The 16,721-nt window shown below is 42.5% G+C and carries 9 protein-coding genes; 2 read left to right on the forward strand and 7 right to left on the reverse strand.

Annotated features, from left to right (window positions below; all coding sequences use genetic code 11):
* Nucleotides 1-7 precede the first annotated feature (7 nt).
* The 6 genes from DBK98_RS22725 to DBK98_RS22750 all read right to left on the reverse strand — a co-directional run bounded on the left by DBK98_RS22725 (nt 8) and on the right by DBK98_RS22750 (nt 12,825).
* Complete coding sequence (locus DBK98_RS22725) at nt 8-3,223, reverse strand: TonB-dependent receptor (protein ID WP_022011712.1); 3,216 nt, start codon at nt 3,221-3,223, stop codon at nt 8-10.
* Nucleotides 3,224-4,101: 878 nt separating this feature from the next.
* Complete coding sequence (locus tag DBK98_RS22730; protein WP_032537007.1) at nt 4,102-5,424, reverse strand: BT_3987 domain-containing protein; 1,323 nt, start codon at nt 5,422-5,424, stop codon at nt 4,102-4,104.
* A gap of 26 nt (nt 5,425-5,450) precedes the next feature.
* On the reverse strand, nt 5,451-7,337 hold the full coding sequence (locus DBK98_RS22735) for a RagB/SusD family nutrient uptake outer membrane protein (protein WP_032537006.1): 1,887 nt from the start codon (nt 7,335-7,337) through the stop codon (nt 5,451-5,453).
* Nucleotides 7,338-7,366: 29 nt separating this feature from the next.
* A complete protein-coding gene (locus tag DBK98_RS22740) occupies nt 7,367-10,819 on the reverse strand; it encodes a TonB-dependent receptor (RefSeq protein WP_032537005.1) in 3,453 nt (1,150 codons plus the stop codon).
* A gap of 128 nt (nt 10,820-10,947) precedes the next feature.
* On the reverse strand, nt 10,948-12,147 hold the full coding sequence (locus DBK98_RS22745) for a FecR family protein (protein WP_032537004.1): 1,200 nt from the start codon (nt 12,145-12,147) through the stop codon (nt 10,948-10,950).
* Nucleotides 12,148-12,246: 99 nt separating this feature from the next.
* Nucleotides 12,247-12,825 carry an RNA polymerase sigma factor gene (locus DBK98_RS22750; protein ID WP_005781354.1) on the reverse strand — a complete coding sequence of 193 codons (579 nt, stop codon included), beginning with the start codon at nt 12,823-12,825 and terminating at the stop codon, nt 12,247-12,249.
* A 260-nt stretch (nt 12,826-13,085) separates the two neighbouring features.
* On the opposite strand from DBK98_RS22750, the gene aroC reads away from it, so the two are divergent.
* Both aroC and DBK98_RS22760 read left to right on the forward strand, forming a co-directional pair.
* Nucleotides 13,086-14,162 (forward strand): chorismate synthase, encoded by a 1,077-nt coding sequence (aroC, locus tag DBK98_RS22755; protein WP_005808404.1) that lies wholly within the window; start codon nt 13,086-13,088, stop codon nt 14,160-14,162.
* Between the two features lie 12 nt (nt 14,163-14,174).
* Nucleotides 14,175-15,539 (forward strand): dipeptidase, encoded by a 1,365-nt coding sequence (locus DBK98_RS22760; protein ID WP_032537003.1) that lies wholly within the window; start codon nt 14,175-14,177, stop codon nt 15,537-15,539.
* Nucleotides 15,540-15,646: 107 nt separating this feature from the next.
* Here the strand turns inward: DBK98_RS22760 and DBK98_RS22765 are convergent, their stop codons facing one another.
* Entirely contained in the window at nt 15,647-16,699 is a 1,053-nt protein-coding gene (locus DBK98_RS22765) for a linear amide C-N hydrolase (RefSeq protein WP_032537002.1), read from the reverse strand.
* Nucleotides 16,700-16,721 lie beyond the last annotated feature (22 nt).

The raw sequence follows: 16,721 nt of genomic DNA on the forward strand, positions 1-16,721 counted from the left end.
AATTAAGTTAGAATGTAAAGTCAAGACCAAAAGTAAACGTACGGTTCAGCGGATAAGGGAAACCTCCATTGTTGTTTCCCTGCTCGGGATCCCACATCTTGATACGATCCCATACATACAGATTGTTTCCCTGTATATAAAAGCGCAATGCTTCTATATTCAACTTCTTCAATAACTTCTTATCGAAATTATAACCTAATTCGATATTTTTCAGCCTCAGGAAACCGGCGTCACGCAGCCACCACGTACTGGCTGCCGTATTGTTCTGGAAGTTATTACTATGCATACGGGGAAACATCACATTCTGACTTGGATTCTGTTCTGTCCAACGATCGGCTACCACCGAACGCACCGCAGATTCTTCGATTCCCCACTGGAAAGGAAAGAAGGTCGCATCAGCTCCGGTTCCCAATACAGTTGACGTATTACCGGCTCCCTGAAAAAAGATACCGGCATAAAAACCTTTCCATTCGGCATTAAATCCGAAACCATAGACAATTTCGGGAACAGTGGGATTTCCTACATCTTCCATTTGGTCATTGCTGTCAATTTTGCCGTCACCGTTCAGGTCTTTGTATTTGATATCACCCGGACGAACGCCGCTCGAAAGACCGGAAACAACTCCGGGTTTTAATTCATAAGTGCGGTTGAGCCCTTCACCGTTGATGATAAAGTCATCATAGGTATACAAACCGTCGGCGATATAGAGCTTGTTCGAGTTGAGACGGGTACCTTTCTTTTCCAGCCAGGGATACACCTGCGGCACCTGATCGTATTCGATAATTTCATTACGGGCAAACGTGAAGTTTCCGCGTGCACTCAGGTTGACTTGCCCTATTTTTTGGTTAAGGGTGAGGCTGGCATCTACTCCATGATTCTTCACAATACCAAAGTTCTGCCAAGGCATCTGTTGGAAACCGGTTACGTTGGACACCGTGTTGCGTTGCAATAAAATGCTCTTACGCTTATTGTTGAAATAGTCTACCTGCAAATCGATGCGGTTGTCGAATAAGCCGAGATCAATACCGTAATTCGTCTTTTCCTCAATTTCCCATGAAAGATAGGGAGCCTCAAACCGGGCCTCGGTAATTCCATTACCGATACCGCCCATGCCTCCCGTATCACTGAAGCCGAGATTATACCCTCCATTATCCTGTTTCATCGTACCACGGTACAAGAAACGGTCACCACCGGTGTCATCATTTCCCGTACGTCCGATAGAAAACCTGAATTTCAACTTGTTGACTACCTTCTTCAACGCCTCCGGATAATAAGGTTCGTTGCTGACATACCATGCCAATCCCATTGCCGGAAAAAAGCCGAAACGAAATCCTTTTGCAAAGGTCTCGGAACCTGTATAACCGAAGTTGCCCTCTACGAAATAACGTCCGTCATAACCGTAAGTGGCACGTCCCACAAGACCCTGCTTTCTGTAAGGCAAAGCATTGTCGTGATATTGGGTCTCTTTTTGCATATAAAGAACCATAGCGGTCACATCATGCTTCTGCGCAAAAGTCCGATTGTAGTTAAACGAAGTTTCGAAATAGATTTTTTTATTCGAAGAGTTTTCCAGTTTCTCGGTCAATACGTCGCTGCCCTCCACAACTTTCTTAAATTGCAGTGCCCCGTTTTCATCACGTCCGGTTGCCAGATACTGAGTAGGTGTCTTGGTTCGTTTTGCCGTATATTTCATATCAGCATCAAAACTGATCAGACCTTTCCAATTCAGCCCCTTGGTGATAAAGTCCAACTTCTGGTTTACTTCCAGTTTCGACTGGATAGACGTTCTCCACTCTTTGGCATATCCGGAATTTACTAATAAGTTATATGGATTCACGCGGTTACCCGAAGGACGCGGATGTCCGGCAATCGTTCCGTCCGAGTATTCAGCAGGCATCAGGTAAGAGGGAGTGCGACACATCGAATTGAAAATTGTATTTGTGCCTGTACCCGGATAATTCGTTTGCAGGTATTGTCCGCTAATATCTACTTTCACCAATGTTGTTTTCGTCGCGTCGAAATCGATATTACTACGCAAATTATAACGTTTCAGCCCGATGTTATTGTCATACTCGTTTTTCTTGCCCTCTTTAAAAATACCGTTCTCCTGATAAAAGGCTCCGGAAACAAAGTAACGTGCACGCTCGGATCCGCCTCTTACATTGAGGGTATAGCGCATATTATAGGTATGCTCTCTCAGCATCTCCTTCAACCAGTCGGTGTCGGGATAAAGGTCGCGATCGGCTCCCGGACCGTATTTGGCAATTTCTTCCGCTGTACGTATACTGGCTGTTCCTTCATTGTTCAAAGCTTCATTATACAGTTCCAGCGTCTCTACCGAATTCATAAATTCAGGCAGGCGAGTCGGAGTGAGCAAGGTAGATTCGGCACGAAGGGATATTTTGGGTTTCTGCGAATTACCACGTTTAGATGTGATCAAGATCACTCCGTTAGCACCCTCGGCACCATACACAGCAGTTGCCGCGGCATCTTTCAGCAGAGTAAACGATTCGATTTCATCAGGTTCTATATCCTGCATATTACGGGGCACACCGTCGACCAAAACTAACGGATTTGTACCTCCTTTGAAGGAACTTACACCTCTGATCCAGAACTCGGAATTATCATATCCCGGTTCACCCGAACGCTGAACGGCAATCAAACCCGGCACTTGTCCGGCCAGGGTATTAGTCAGATTTCTATTGGACGATACAGCCAGTTCCTTAGGTCCGATAGCATTAATAGAACTTACGACACTGTTTTTTTTCTGTTTACCGTAACCAATAACCACTACTTCATCCAGCAATTCGGTATTGGGAAGCATCTTTATGGCCAGAATCTTTTCACCTTTGTAGGTGATCCGTTGTGATTCGTAGCCCACATACGAGAAAAGAAGTATATCTCCTTTCTTGGCACTTATCGAGAAGTTACCATTTACGTCAGTAATAACTCCTGTAGTAGTCCCTTCCAGTTTAATCTGTACTCCGATCAAAGGCTGACCGTTCTCATCCACCACAAGTCCGGTGGCATTATGAACCTGGGCGAAGACTGAATTCAGCCCGAAAGACAATAAAAACAGGATAAAGCAGATCAATCTCAATACTTTATTCTTAAACGCATATTCTTCTGGCATCCTCCCGGTACGATCACCGGCAGTATCAGCATCATTACTAATATGAGCAGTCATCGGCAAAACTGATATTAGCATAAAAGGTTTTTTCATAAGCTTAAATCTTTTTTGTTGTGTAGGTTTTAAATTAATTTTCAGGAAAAAGTGATACTATCCATCTATCGATGCATAGTCCTGTTTGAAATCCGGTCTTTCTTATGTTTTCATAGGCGTAATAAATATGGTTAACACGTCATCTATACTGAACCATGCTGATATTGATTTACGCAAAACGCCTGATTTTATCAGAGTTCCTGTAGAACTTAAGAAAGAAGAAAGACAACTGAACTTAAAGGTAAATGATGTAAACGAAAAGGAGTATTTGTAAAATGTAGTCTAAAACGAGAAAGAGATATACCTATTTTCCACCTCTGTATACTTCGATATATATCACAAGAAAAAACACATAATGGAGAGAGAAAAGATCAAATCATTGATATTAAATAGTATAGAAAACCATCTTATAAAGAAGAATTTTCAGAGTTGCAATTACGATATTTTAAAAAAATACATGCTTAAATAAGCGTTTTATTAAAGTTATTGCTATATTTGCCACAAAAATGGACCATTTATTACGTATTTTTAAAACTGTTAACTCGATAATCTAAAAGGTAGCATCTGTATGTATTGCGCATAAAACTTTCCAAGTTCTACAGGAACTTTTCTCAAGTACTTTTGAATTTATTTATTTCCAAGCAGAACCGCATATCAATAACATTTTTATAGAAAAGTATTGTAAAATAATTACTTAATCAAAGAACGTCAACGGTACATCTTTGGTAGCATAAAAACAGCCCGACAGCATATTAATATCATCACATCAAGATCTTTACCCATTCTTTTTATCCTTATCAGGCTATTATTCTCTTGAATGCGAATCAATAATTGGATGAATTCTCCCAACTATTGATTCGCATGATTACTTATTTATATCAGTTGATTACCGTACCTCTTACGTCCAACTCACGGATAGCAGCCACCGTACCGTTGCCTACCCCATCAGGAATGACAAGTTTGATATAGCGTGCCGTTGATGATTTTACATAATATTTCAATGCAGCATCCTGATTGGTGAAGCCAAACTGACCAATCGACTCCCAGTTGTTTCCATCCTCACTGGCTTCAAAACGTACCACTTTAATCGGATTATTACTTCCCCGCCCACGTGGCAAGAGTTCCACTTGAGCTATCTTAACGCGGTGATTCATATCAATGATTATCTCGTAGGGGAGAGGATCGGAACCTCCTTGCCAGCGAGAATGCCAGAAGGTCTCGGCGTTTCCGTCGATCAGGTGTTTGGCATGTCCGTTATTGCTACCTTCACCCGAAGGTTCCTCGGTAGTGAACGACACGATTTTCCAGTCCGTTTTAGAAAGTTTATCTCCTTCTTTTATGATGCTATAAGCAGCATAAGTATCCTTATCTGCCCGTATAGTGACGTCAGAAGTTACCTCTGCTATCTGTACGGGCAACATATAATTTCCCGGCAAAATGTCATCCTTCAGTTTATAAGTTGCTGTTACCTGATTTACTCCGTTCTGAAGAACCGGGGTCTCGGGTGCTACATAAGCATCGGACGGAAGCATACTGAAATAAGTGCCGTTGGCTGTGTTATAGGCATCTATCACCGACTGGCGGTTTTCCAGACGGCAGGTTATTTCCCATTTATTGGTAAACGGAACGCCGATCTGTACAGGCAACTCTTTTACGTCTGCCAGATTGATTTCTTCGACTCCGGCATTCATAATGGTTACAATCGGTTCTGAGACCTTAAATCCCAACAACAAAGCAGAACGTCCCGGAACCAAAGGCATCCCGTTGGATGTGGCACGCAAAGGCAACACATATTTCAAGTGATCGTATCCGGAAAGCTGTTGTATCTTAGCCGGATCGTAAGTAAGTTCACCTTTCAGCAGTCTTTCGTCTGCCGGAATATCGACTGTCCCTTTTGTCAGTTGATAACAATCGGCCGGCAGAAGTTCGTACGACGTTCCATCAGCTGCATTCATCGAATCGAGCAGGGCTTTGTCCACCGAGAAACTCACCACACTGGCGGTTGATTTCAATCCTCCCTGTTGTATCCATAAATCTGCCGTATACTTTTCACCTACATTATAGGATTGCAGTGTGTTGAATCCTTCCTGAGATACAGCCAAAACTCCATCGGCTTTGGAACTTACATCAAAACTGTCATCGCAACTGCTTACCGACAATGCAACGCAAGCTGACAGTGCTATATAATTAAATCTATTCATAAGTTAGTCTTTTTATTCGTTCAAAATCACCATCCCGGATTCTGTACCAGATTCTTAGTCTTCCGCATTTCTGAGTCAGGCATCGGATATAAATACATTTTCCGGTTAAATACAATCTGACTTGCTTCCACTACACGATTGAAATCGTCAATATCATTCGGTTCGCCACGCACATTCATTCCATGTGCATAACCGTTCTGACGACCTTCTCCGTTTTTATCGGCAATCATCCATCTTCTTACATCAAAATAACGTTGCCCTTCTGTGGCCAGTTCCACCTGACGTTCGCGCTGAATAGCAGCCCGCTGCAACTCCTGATTACCACGAATGGCAGGATTCAAGGTCTCTACACCGGGCAATCCTGCACGCTCACGCACGAGATTGAGGTATTTCAAAACTCTCACATCGTTAGGATTGACTTCATTGGCTGCCTCGGCATACATCAAATAAAAATCTGCCAAACGGAATATAATAGAAGGACGGAACTGAGAGGCTACCCCCGGATTGGTCAAACTGACTGAACGGTTGAAACGTTTGAAAAGCATATAACCGGTCAGCGTGGCCTGTCCTTCTTGCACACCGGAGTTTCCACCATTGTAAAACAACACTTGATTACAGCTCACAGGCCATTGACGTCCATTGAAGAAAACGGTGTTATAAAAACGAGGTTCACGATTGAGGTAACGGTTGCTGACAGACACGTTGGTATACTTCTTGGAGAAGTTATCATTCTGATCTTTGTAAGTCCCGTATCCCTCTTCCTGATAAAGTGTGGATTGCGGCAAATAAGCCGTAGCCGAAATGGGAAGCCCGTCTTTCATATAAAAAGCATCTACCAATTCCTGCGTAACTCCGGTGGAACCCAAACCATTTTTTTCACAGCGCGGAGCGATACGACGATCAAAAGCATCGCCATTCATCCCTCCCCAATCATTATTTGCCGTGGCCCAGATAATTTCGTGTGTATACTTCTGAAACAGATTATATACAGACTTGTCCGGATCAATGACAGCACCGTTGTCGTCTTTATATTCTTTATACAATTCATATCTTCCGGCCTCGGCATAATCGATAAAGTCTTTGCAAGCAGCAAGAGCTTTCTCCCACTTACCGGCATCATAATCGGGAAACAGGCGGGTACCATCCGGATTCGTCACCGCCAAAGCTTCTCTGTATCCTCCGTTTAAAAGAGGACTTGCAGCATACAGCCACAACTTGGCACGAACGGCCAGAGCAACTCCTTTGGTCGGCCAGGCACGATAATCCTTATCTTCAAAAATGGGCTCCTGAGTCAATTCTGAAGCAACTGCTGTCAGTTCGGAATCAATGTACGCTACCACTTCGTCCACCGTATTCCGGGGTACGTCCTGATCTTCAGTTGCATCGTATATCTTGTCCTTCACCAAAATGATCGGACCGTACTGTTCAAACAACAAATAATGATAAAATGCCCGCATAAAACGTACGTTGGCTTTCATCTGCGTCAGCTCGTCTTCCAGCAACTGATCACCCTGAGTACCTGTAGTCATTATCGGATGGGCCTTCTGCAAAAAGATATTGGCCTGACGGATGTATTTGTAGCAGTCGCCATAACGATGAAATCCCATGTTGGAAGCATTTCTATCCGAATTATTGTATTTGGAAGAGTTTCCATATCCTACGACCAGTTCATCACACATACCCGTCCAAGGGTTCTTGAAAGCTCCCACATTCACGCTGTTTATTCCCGAATAGTCGGGGATACCGGCAAAAACATTGGCATACCATCTTTTTGTATACGATACGTTATCAAATACCTGTTCGGTATTCTGCAAACCTCCCGCAAGTTGTTCGGAAACTCCCAGATAGTCGCAAGAACTAACAAAGCACAATAGCGCTATCAGCAAAGTATATATAGAATTTTGCTTTTTCATCTTTCTATTTATTAATCTGTTTTTTCTTTTTAGAATGTAAAGTCTAAACCGAGTGTGAAAGTACGTGGCAGAGGATAATTCAAACCTGCGTTGGCATTACCGGCTTCCGGATCGAAATACTTAATCTTGTCCCACACAGCAAGATTATATCCCATAATATAAATACGGGCAGCCTCAAAACCAATCTTATCCATAAATTTCTTAGGAAGCTGATAACCGAACTCTATGTTTTTCAGTCGTAAGAATGAACCATCACGCAGCCACCAGGTGCTTGCCACCCGGTTGTTGGCATTATTGGCATTGTTTTTATGCAAACGCGGAATAATGACATCCTGGCTGGGATTGCTCTCGGTCCAACGGTCTAAAGCAAACGTACGGTAATTGGACTGGTCGACACCCCAGGAGAACGGGTACCATCCTTCTGAAGTAGCCCCTCCCAGAAGAACAGATGTATTGCCTGCCCCTTGAAAAAAGATACTTGCATAGAAACCCTTGTACTCGGCATTAAGGCCAAATCCATAAATAATTTCAGGGGTACTCGGGTTCCCTACTCCTCTTACCTGGTCATAAGAGTCAATCACACCATCACCATTTACATCGACGTATTTGATATCACCCGGACCAACCAATCCTCCCAAAGTAGGACGCGGAAGTTCCGAACGAAGTTTATAGGTTTTCAATCCGTTGGCATTGGTACTGACTATAAAATCGTCCTCGGTATAAAGCCGGTCGGCAATATAAAGAGTATTTTCGCTGACCCGGGTACCGGTAACTGCTTGATAATCGTACTTCTGCGGTAGCTCATCGTATTCAAGAATTTTGTTGCGCGTAAAGGTAAATGTCCCGCGGGCGCTGAGTTTCAGTTTACCCATCTGCTGATTGAGGTTCATTGACATATCCACACCCTGATTACGTACCTTACCAAAATTCTGCCATGGGTCTTGACGAAGTCCGCCCAACTGGGGAACAGTACGGCGTTGCAGCAAGATATCTCTACGTTCGGAACGGAAATAATCGAAAATAATATCAATACGGTTATCGAACAATCCAAGATCAAAACCATAATTCTGCTTATCTTCAATTTCCCAAGCCAGATAGGGGGCTGCAAAACGTCCTTCAACAATACCGTTACCTATTCCGTTGGTTCCGCCAGTATCTCCGATACCCTGCGTGAATCCACCGGCATTGGTCGTGAAAGTAGGACGATACAAAAAGCGTTCCTGTCCCGTTTTATCATTACCCGTACGTCCGACAGATGCTCTCAACTTTAGTTTATTAACTATCTTTTTTACCGCTTCCGGATAGAATGATTCGTTAGAAAGATAGTAAGCGGCACCGACTGCCGGGAAAAAGCCGAAACGATTACCTTCGGCAAATGCTTCGGAACCGGTATAACCAAAGTTGCCTTCGACAAAATAGCGTCCGTCATAGCCATAAGTGGCACGGCCCACAAACCCCTGCTTACGGAAAGGAAGAGGAACATTGTGCTGTTGTGTCTCTTTCTGCATATACAGCAACATGGCCCCCACGTCATGTTTTCCAAACGTACGTTTGTAGTTGACAGACGCATCGATATAAATTTTCTTGGTGGCAGATGTCGCACTGTTTTTGGGATCCTGAATATCCGGGTTACCCGATACAACCGTAGAGAAAATCAGTTGTCCCAATTCATCACGACCAGTAGCATGATATCGTGTCGGATTATATTCACGACGGATAATCATCTCGCTGTCATAGTCATAACTTATATTCAGGTTGGCAGACAAACCTTTGGTAATGAAATCGAGTTTTTGATTGACATTTACTTTTGACTGGATACCGGTTCTGTATTCTTTTGCATAACCGGAGTTCATCAATAAGTTATAAGGGTTACGCATATTGGCATCTCTTTCCTGAGCATAAGTAGCTACTGTTCCGTCACTGTACACAGCCGGGAAAGCATAGGGAGGAGTGATCAACATGGAACGGAAAATGGTGGAAGTACCTGTTCCCGGATAATTATTAATGAGATATTGCATGGCAAGATCTACTCCTACTGTAGTAGTAGAAGATACAGCCATATCAATATTAGAACGCAGATTAAACCTGTCAATACCGATATTGGTATCATAAATCCCATTCGGTCTGTTCTTGAACAATCCGCTTTCATTAAAATAGGCACCTGATACGAAATACTTGGCCTTTTCCGTACCACCGCGTACATTGAGTGTATAACGGTGGCTGAAGGTATTCTTACGAAGAAGTTCGTCAATCCAATTGGTATTAGGGTACAGATCCGGATCATCGTTGTTACGGTAATGGGCTATCAGTTCATCAGAAAATTGAGGTCCCTCTCCATCATTGCGCAATGCTTCGTTATACAGGCTCAGATAATCGGCAGAACCAACAAATTCCGGAAGACGAGTAGGTGACGAAATCGTATGTTCTGTCTTAAAAGATATTTTAGCCTTCTCAACCCGTCCGCGCTTAGTAGTCACCAGTACTACACCGTTAGCTCCTTCCGCACCATAAATGGCAGTAGCGGCCGCATCTTTCAGTACAGAAAATGTTTCTATTTCATCCGGTTCAATATCACTCATATTTCTGGGAACTCCGTCGACAAGTACAAGCGGAGAAGTTCCTCCGGCAAAAGTACTGACTCCGCGAATCCAGAATTCGGCATTATCATAACCGGGCTCTCCGGAACGCTGGACCGCAATCAGACCTGCCACCTGACCGGCAAGGCTGTTATTCAGGCTTCGGGAAGGAACGACAATGTCTTTGGGTTTTATCGAACTCATAGATACTACCACGCTCTCTTTTTTCTGTTTACCATAACCGACTATCACTACCTCATCAAGCGCTTTTGAGTCTTCGTGCAATACGACATTGATGTTACGACGTCCTTTCACTTTGATTTCTTCGGTATTATATCCCAGGTATGAGACCAGCAAAATCACATCATCCGACGGAAGCATGACTTCATAACGTCCTTCCATATTGGTTATGGCACCGATAGCAGGATTTCCTTTTACCACTACGTTTGCACCGATGACTGACTCTCCTTTTGCATCGGTAACGACTCCGGTAACTTTGATTTTAGCCTTCTGCTGAGGGGCAGAGGCGGACTCGGAAGTTTCTTTTTTATAAATAATGATCTGACGGTCTTTAATGGTAAATCCATTATCGGTATGTGCCAATAATTGCTCTAATATTTTTTCGACCGACTGATTAACCACATTTACACTGACTTTCCGGTTCAAGTCAATAACACCATCCCTGTAAAAGATGATAAACTCACTATTCTTCTCTATCTCCTTAAAAACCTGTAGTACGGTTTTTCCGGCAGATTGCATAGTAAAGACTTTGGTTTGCGAGTAAACACTTGAAGCATAAGCTATTTCGAATGCAAAAGTGAATAACAAAAATAAAAAAATACTTTTTATTGATAATAAAGTTCCTACTTTAGTCCTATTGGGACTAAATATTCCATGATTATTCATACATTTGTACGATTTGATTAACAAATTTGTTTTTACGTAGTTTAATCTAATCAGGGGTTGGATGATATGAGGGTATTATCCAACCCTTTCTTAAAAAATTTAAGGTCCTTGTTTCATACTATTAGAAATTACTTGGTTAATAAAAAATGGTTCTCTCTGATCTCTACTTTCGCAGGTATGGTTTTACTTAACATTTCCAAAACATCCCATAAATCTTCCCGTAAATCAAGCTTACCACTACAGGTTAACCCGATCAGCCCCGAATCAGCTGTGATGTGTTTTCCATAATATTGAGATAACTTTTCGATGATTACTTCAATCTTTTCACGTTCAAAGCAATAATAGCCTTCTACCCAACTGATATATTCAGACACATCCACTGTATTTATCCGCAACTCGTTCCCTTGGTCATCATAAGTTAACATATCATTGGGGTTAAGAACTTTCTCGGGATGCTTATGTGTATCCACTTTCACTTTACCGGATACCAAAACCACCGATTGTTCCTCTGCAGAATCATAAGCACTCACATTAAATTTCGTGCCCAGCACCTCTACTTCCATCCGATTGGTCTTTACGATGAAAGGCCGGGTTTTATCAGGAGATACCTGAAGGTAGACTTCTCCATTCACATAAATCTCCCGCCTATGTGCCGCAAACTCTGTCGGATATACCACACGGGTATTAGCATTCACGGCTATTCGTGTCCCATCGGAAAATGTTATAAAAGAACGTTTTCCGGAAGGAACTATTAACTGATTATAACCTGCGCCCCCTTCTTCATCTGCCTGAGCCGTTCCGGAATTGATGGCTATTTTACCACCCTTCTTATAGTGTAATTTACTTTCTTTCCCATCCATAACCACCTTCTGCCCTTTCGACAAGACTAACTGTATGTCATCGCTATGATCCGGTTGGGAGATACTGGCCAAACTGCAAAATGAACTTTCTTCATAAAAAGCAATAAGGGAAAAAACAAAATAACTGCTCAAGACCAACATTGATATACAGGCAGCAATACTCGCTACACGCAGGAAAATTAATCGTTTTTTTCCTCTTCTCGCTTTTTTCTCAACCGCTACCTGATAGCTGATTCGTTCCCAAAGTATTCCCACTTCATCGTCTGTCATCTGCTTTTGAGGACTTACGGCTACAATCTTTAAAAAACTTCGAGCCATATGTAACTCTTTGGCAAAATCGCTGTCTTCTTTTTCCAATCTTGCCCAAAAATCTTCACTTTGTTCCGTAGGATGCTGCATTGAGTCCAGAAAAGGTCCGTCGTTCAACAAATCAGCTGCGGTATAGTGTATATAGTGAGTTCGCTCCATTTTCTTCTTTTTATAAAAAGACAGACAGAGCTCTGAAATCTACTCAGTGAAAAGCGGATTTTTTTATTGAATTTCTATTACCAGCTGAAAAACAAGGAATTAGAATAGAAAGAAAAATGGCAATATACCATACATTTCACGCAAGCGGGTGAGAGATCGCTGAAGTAAATTATAGGCTGACTGATAATTAAGCCCCATCAGCTCACAAATAGAACTGTAATCCAGCCCTTCAAAAAAACGATAATAGATGATTTCACGCTGTCGGGGAGAAAGCGTATTCAACAAATGGGCAACAGTATGTTTCTGAGATGTTTCATCTTCGGTCTCAATAATTTTTTCTTCTACCGACAAATCGAACTCATAATTTATATTAGAGATATAAGTGTCATGTAAACTCCCTTTATTAAAGACATTAAAGATAGAATTCCTTAACGAAGACATTAAGTAGATTTTAATATTGGCAGGAGGAGAAGAGTATTTACCTTTCTGTCTGTAGATATTCACAAAAACATCCTGGACACAGTCTTTCACCATCTCTGTATCTGTAGTAAAGCGACACCCATATTGATAGAGTTGCTGAACATATTGAGAATACAGCCATGCATAAGCATTGTCATCTCCTTCCAGAAATGACTGCCACTTCGCATTACTACTCTCAACGGGATCATTATTATACATATCGCATGACTTCTGACAACATCAGTTGCGCAAAATAAGCAAAAATTCATTAAAGGTAGTCAAGAAACCTCTCTTTTTAACTATAAAATTCCTTTATAATTGCTAATCTTCTTTCTTGTATTAATTAGAGGACAAACAAAAGCCGGCATCTATTACAGCGAAATTCAATCTCCCCTTATGAAGGAAAACCGAAGAGAACAACTCTTTCCTGAAATTTATTGTTATATTTGCATATACTAAACTTTAAAGCCTTATTCAATATGTTCAATTCATTTGGCAATATTTTCAGACTAACCAGCTTTGGCGAATCTCATGGTAAAGGAATCGGAGGAGTGATTGATGGATTTCCAGCAGGTATCACTATCGACGAGGAGTTCGTTCAGCAAGAACTGAACCGCCGTCGCCCGGGGCAGTCGGTCATTACCACTGCACGCAAAGAAGCTGATAAGGTAGAATTTCTTTCGGGCATTTTCGAAGGAAAATCTACAGGATGCCCCATCGGGTTTATCGTATGGAACGAAAACCAACATTCAAACGACTACAATAACCTGGAAAAAGTATATCGTCCGTCACATGCCGATTATACATACACTGTAAAGTATGGAATCCGTGATCACCGTGGTGGAGGACGTTCTTCTGCACGTGAAACCATTTCAAGGGTAGTGGGTGGTGCTTTGGCAAAACTCGCATTGCGTCAATTGGGAATTCACATCACAGCTTATACTTCACAGGTAGGTCCAATTAAATTGGAGGGCAATTATACAGATTACGACCTTGACCTGATTGAAAGCAATCCGGTGCGTTGTCCGGACCCCGAAAAAGCAAAAGAAATGCAGGATTTGATTTATAAAATCAAGGGTGAAGGAGATACCATTGGAGGCGTATTGACTTGTGTCATCAAAGGATGTCCTATCGGACTTGGACAGCCTGTATACGGTAAGCTACATGCCGCATTGGGAAATGCCATGCTGAGTATCAATGCTGCAAAGGCTTTTGAGTATGGAGACGGTTTCAAAGGACTCAAACAAAAAGGCTCAGAGCAAAACGATGTGTTCTACAACAATAATGGGCGGATAGAAACACGAACCAACCACTCCGGAGGAATCCAAGGGGGGATCAGTAACGGGCAAGATATCTTCTTCCGGGTAGCATTCAAACCGGTAGCCACGGTACTGATGGAACAGGAAACTGTTAATATCGACGGCATCGATACCACATTGAAAGCCAGGGGACGCCACGACCCATGTGTATTGCCACGTGCAGTACCAATTGTAGAAGCTATGGCAGCAATGACCATACTCGACTATTATTTATTGGATAGAATGACGCAACTTTAATAATTATTCAACGTGAACGAAATTCAGAAATATATTGCAGAGAACGAACCGATGATGATGGAGGATTTATTCAGCCTCATCCGTATTCCCAGCATCAGCGCACTACCGGAACATCATGATGATATGCTGGCATGTGCACAACGCTGGACACAATTATTACTCGAAGCCGGAGCAGATGAAGCCATCGTTATGCCTTCAAAAGGAAATCCTATCGTATTCGGACAAAAGATAGTAGACCCTAACGCTAAAACGGTATTGATATATGCGCATTATGACGTGATGCCTGCCGAACCTCTCGATTTGTGGAAAAGCCGACCTTTTGAACCGGAAATACGTGACGGACATATTTGGGCGCGAGGTGCCGATGACGACAAAGGACAAGCATTTATTCAAGTAAAAGCTTTTGAGTATCTCGTAAAATACAATCTGCTGAAAAACAATGTGAAATTTATTTTCGAAGGAGAAGAAGAAATCGGTTCACCAAGCCTGGAGGCCTTCTGTGAAGAGCATAAGGAACTACTAAAGGCCGATATCATACTGGTATCAGATACCAGTATGTTGGGTGCCGATCTTCCTTCATTAACTACCGGGCTGCGCGGTTTGGCCTATTGGGAAATCGAAATAACAGGTCCAAATCGCGACTTGCATTCAGGGCACTTCGGTGGGGCTGTAGCTAATCCGATTAATGTGCTTTGCGGCATGTTGAGTAAAGTAATTGACGCTGACGGACGCATCACAATCCCCGGATTTTATGATGCCGTGGAAGAAGTTCCGCAAGCAGAACGTGAAATGATCGCCCATATTCCTTTTAATGAGGAAAAATACAAAGCAGCCATCGGTGTAAAAGAGCTTTTTGGTGAAAAGGGGTACAGTACCCTGGAAAGAAACAGTTGCCGCCCCTCATTCGATATTTGTGGCATTTGGGGTGGCTATACTGGTGAAGGTTCTAAAACCGTACTCCCGTCAAAAGCCTATGCCAAGGTATCGTGTCGGCTGGTTCCGCACCAAGACCATCATGTGATCTCAGAGCTTTTTGCAGACTACTTCCGCCGGATCGCTCCGGCTACAGTGGATGTAAAAGTGACACCGATGCATGGAGGACAAGGATATGTATGCCCCATATCACTACCGGCCTATCAGGCAGCAGAAAAAGGATTTGAAATAGCCTTCGGTAAAAAACCATTGGCCGTACGTCGCGGAGGAAGTATCCCTATTATATCAACCTTCGAACAGGTGTTAGGAATAAAAACCGTACTTATGGGATTCGGACTGGAATCGGATGCTATCCATTCGCCTAATGAAAACTTCTCTCTGAATATATTCAGAAAAGGGATCGAGGCAGTTGTAGAATTTCATCTGACATACAGTAAAAAGTAAGCTTCTTATCACAAATAATAACACGGATTAAAACAGATATCAATCAGGTTCCGTTGCAACCTAAAATTGAATGCTGTTTTAATCCGTGTTATTTGTGGTAAGACTTATCATGGCAACTCAAACATAAATGTGAACGATTTACTGTCTTTGAAATCTTTCACTGCGTCTCCTGTATAAATTTCCCCGTGTGTTAAAGATAATTTCCTGATATTTGCACTCGGACTAAAATCAACCTTATTCAAATCTACCCAGAACAGGTTGGGAGTCAAAGTCGACTCAAAGTAGTATACCCGATTTTTCTGATCAGAAACCGAACGCCAACGTGTGGAAGAAATATACGGCTTGTCCGGAGTTGTGATTCCGAAAGGAACAGATACATTCCGCATCACGCTCAATACACTCGGTACAGCAATATTCGCATCCGATGTCTGCGGAATAGCATGAATATAGAAAGAAGCACGCACAAAACGGTCACTTGAACGATTGGTTCCCGGCAACATATTCAAACCGCCTACCTCTTTCCAATAATCATTCACAGCCAATTGAAGATCGTAACGGGGAGAGTTTGTCATTACTTGATATTCTTTACCTTCATGGATGATCAGGTCTCCATTGATATACTCCAGAATAGCGGAATTACCTGTTTCATCAGTGATAGCCATATGCAATGTAGATGCAGAGCCATTAGGCATGTTCGGAGCATCAATGCGGAAGGTTTGTTTACTTAGCTCTTCAACAGCTTCACGTACTGTTGCAAAGTTATCAAGCACATACTGTGTCCAAATACTGATCCCCATTACAGGGCGGGTGTCACTGGGACGGGTATAGACAGACTCCGGTAGAAACAGGAGACTGGCAACCAACCCTTTTTCATTCATGCCGTCGCAAGTACCGATATCATACCCGGTAGCCACAATGCTACCATACTTCGAAGTCCATTCTACCGTATTTCCTTTATCGTACCCTGCACGTTTGATACCACGGGGAAAAAGATATAAATTAGACTGAATATCCTCTTTCCAATCCATCGTACGTCCGGTAATCACCATATTATCCGGTCCAATGTAAACTGCACGTGTACATGCTTTCGCAGGCTGTCCACCCCAGATCAAATTGACAGCTATAGTAACCAAAGCTGCCATCATAATTTTCTTTCTCATACTCTTTTTATTAATTAAAATG

Origin of the sequence: Bacteroides sp. PHL 2737, assembly GCF_004115325.2 — a bacterium.
GTDB lineage: Bacteria > Bacteroidota > Bacteroidia > Bacteroidales > Bacteroidaceae > Bacteroides > Bacteroides hominis.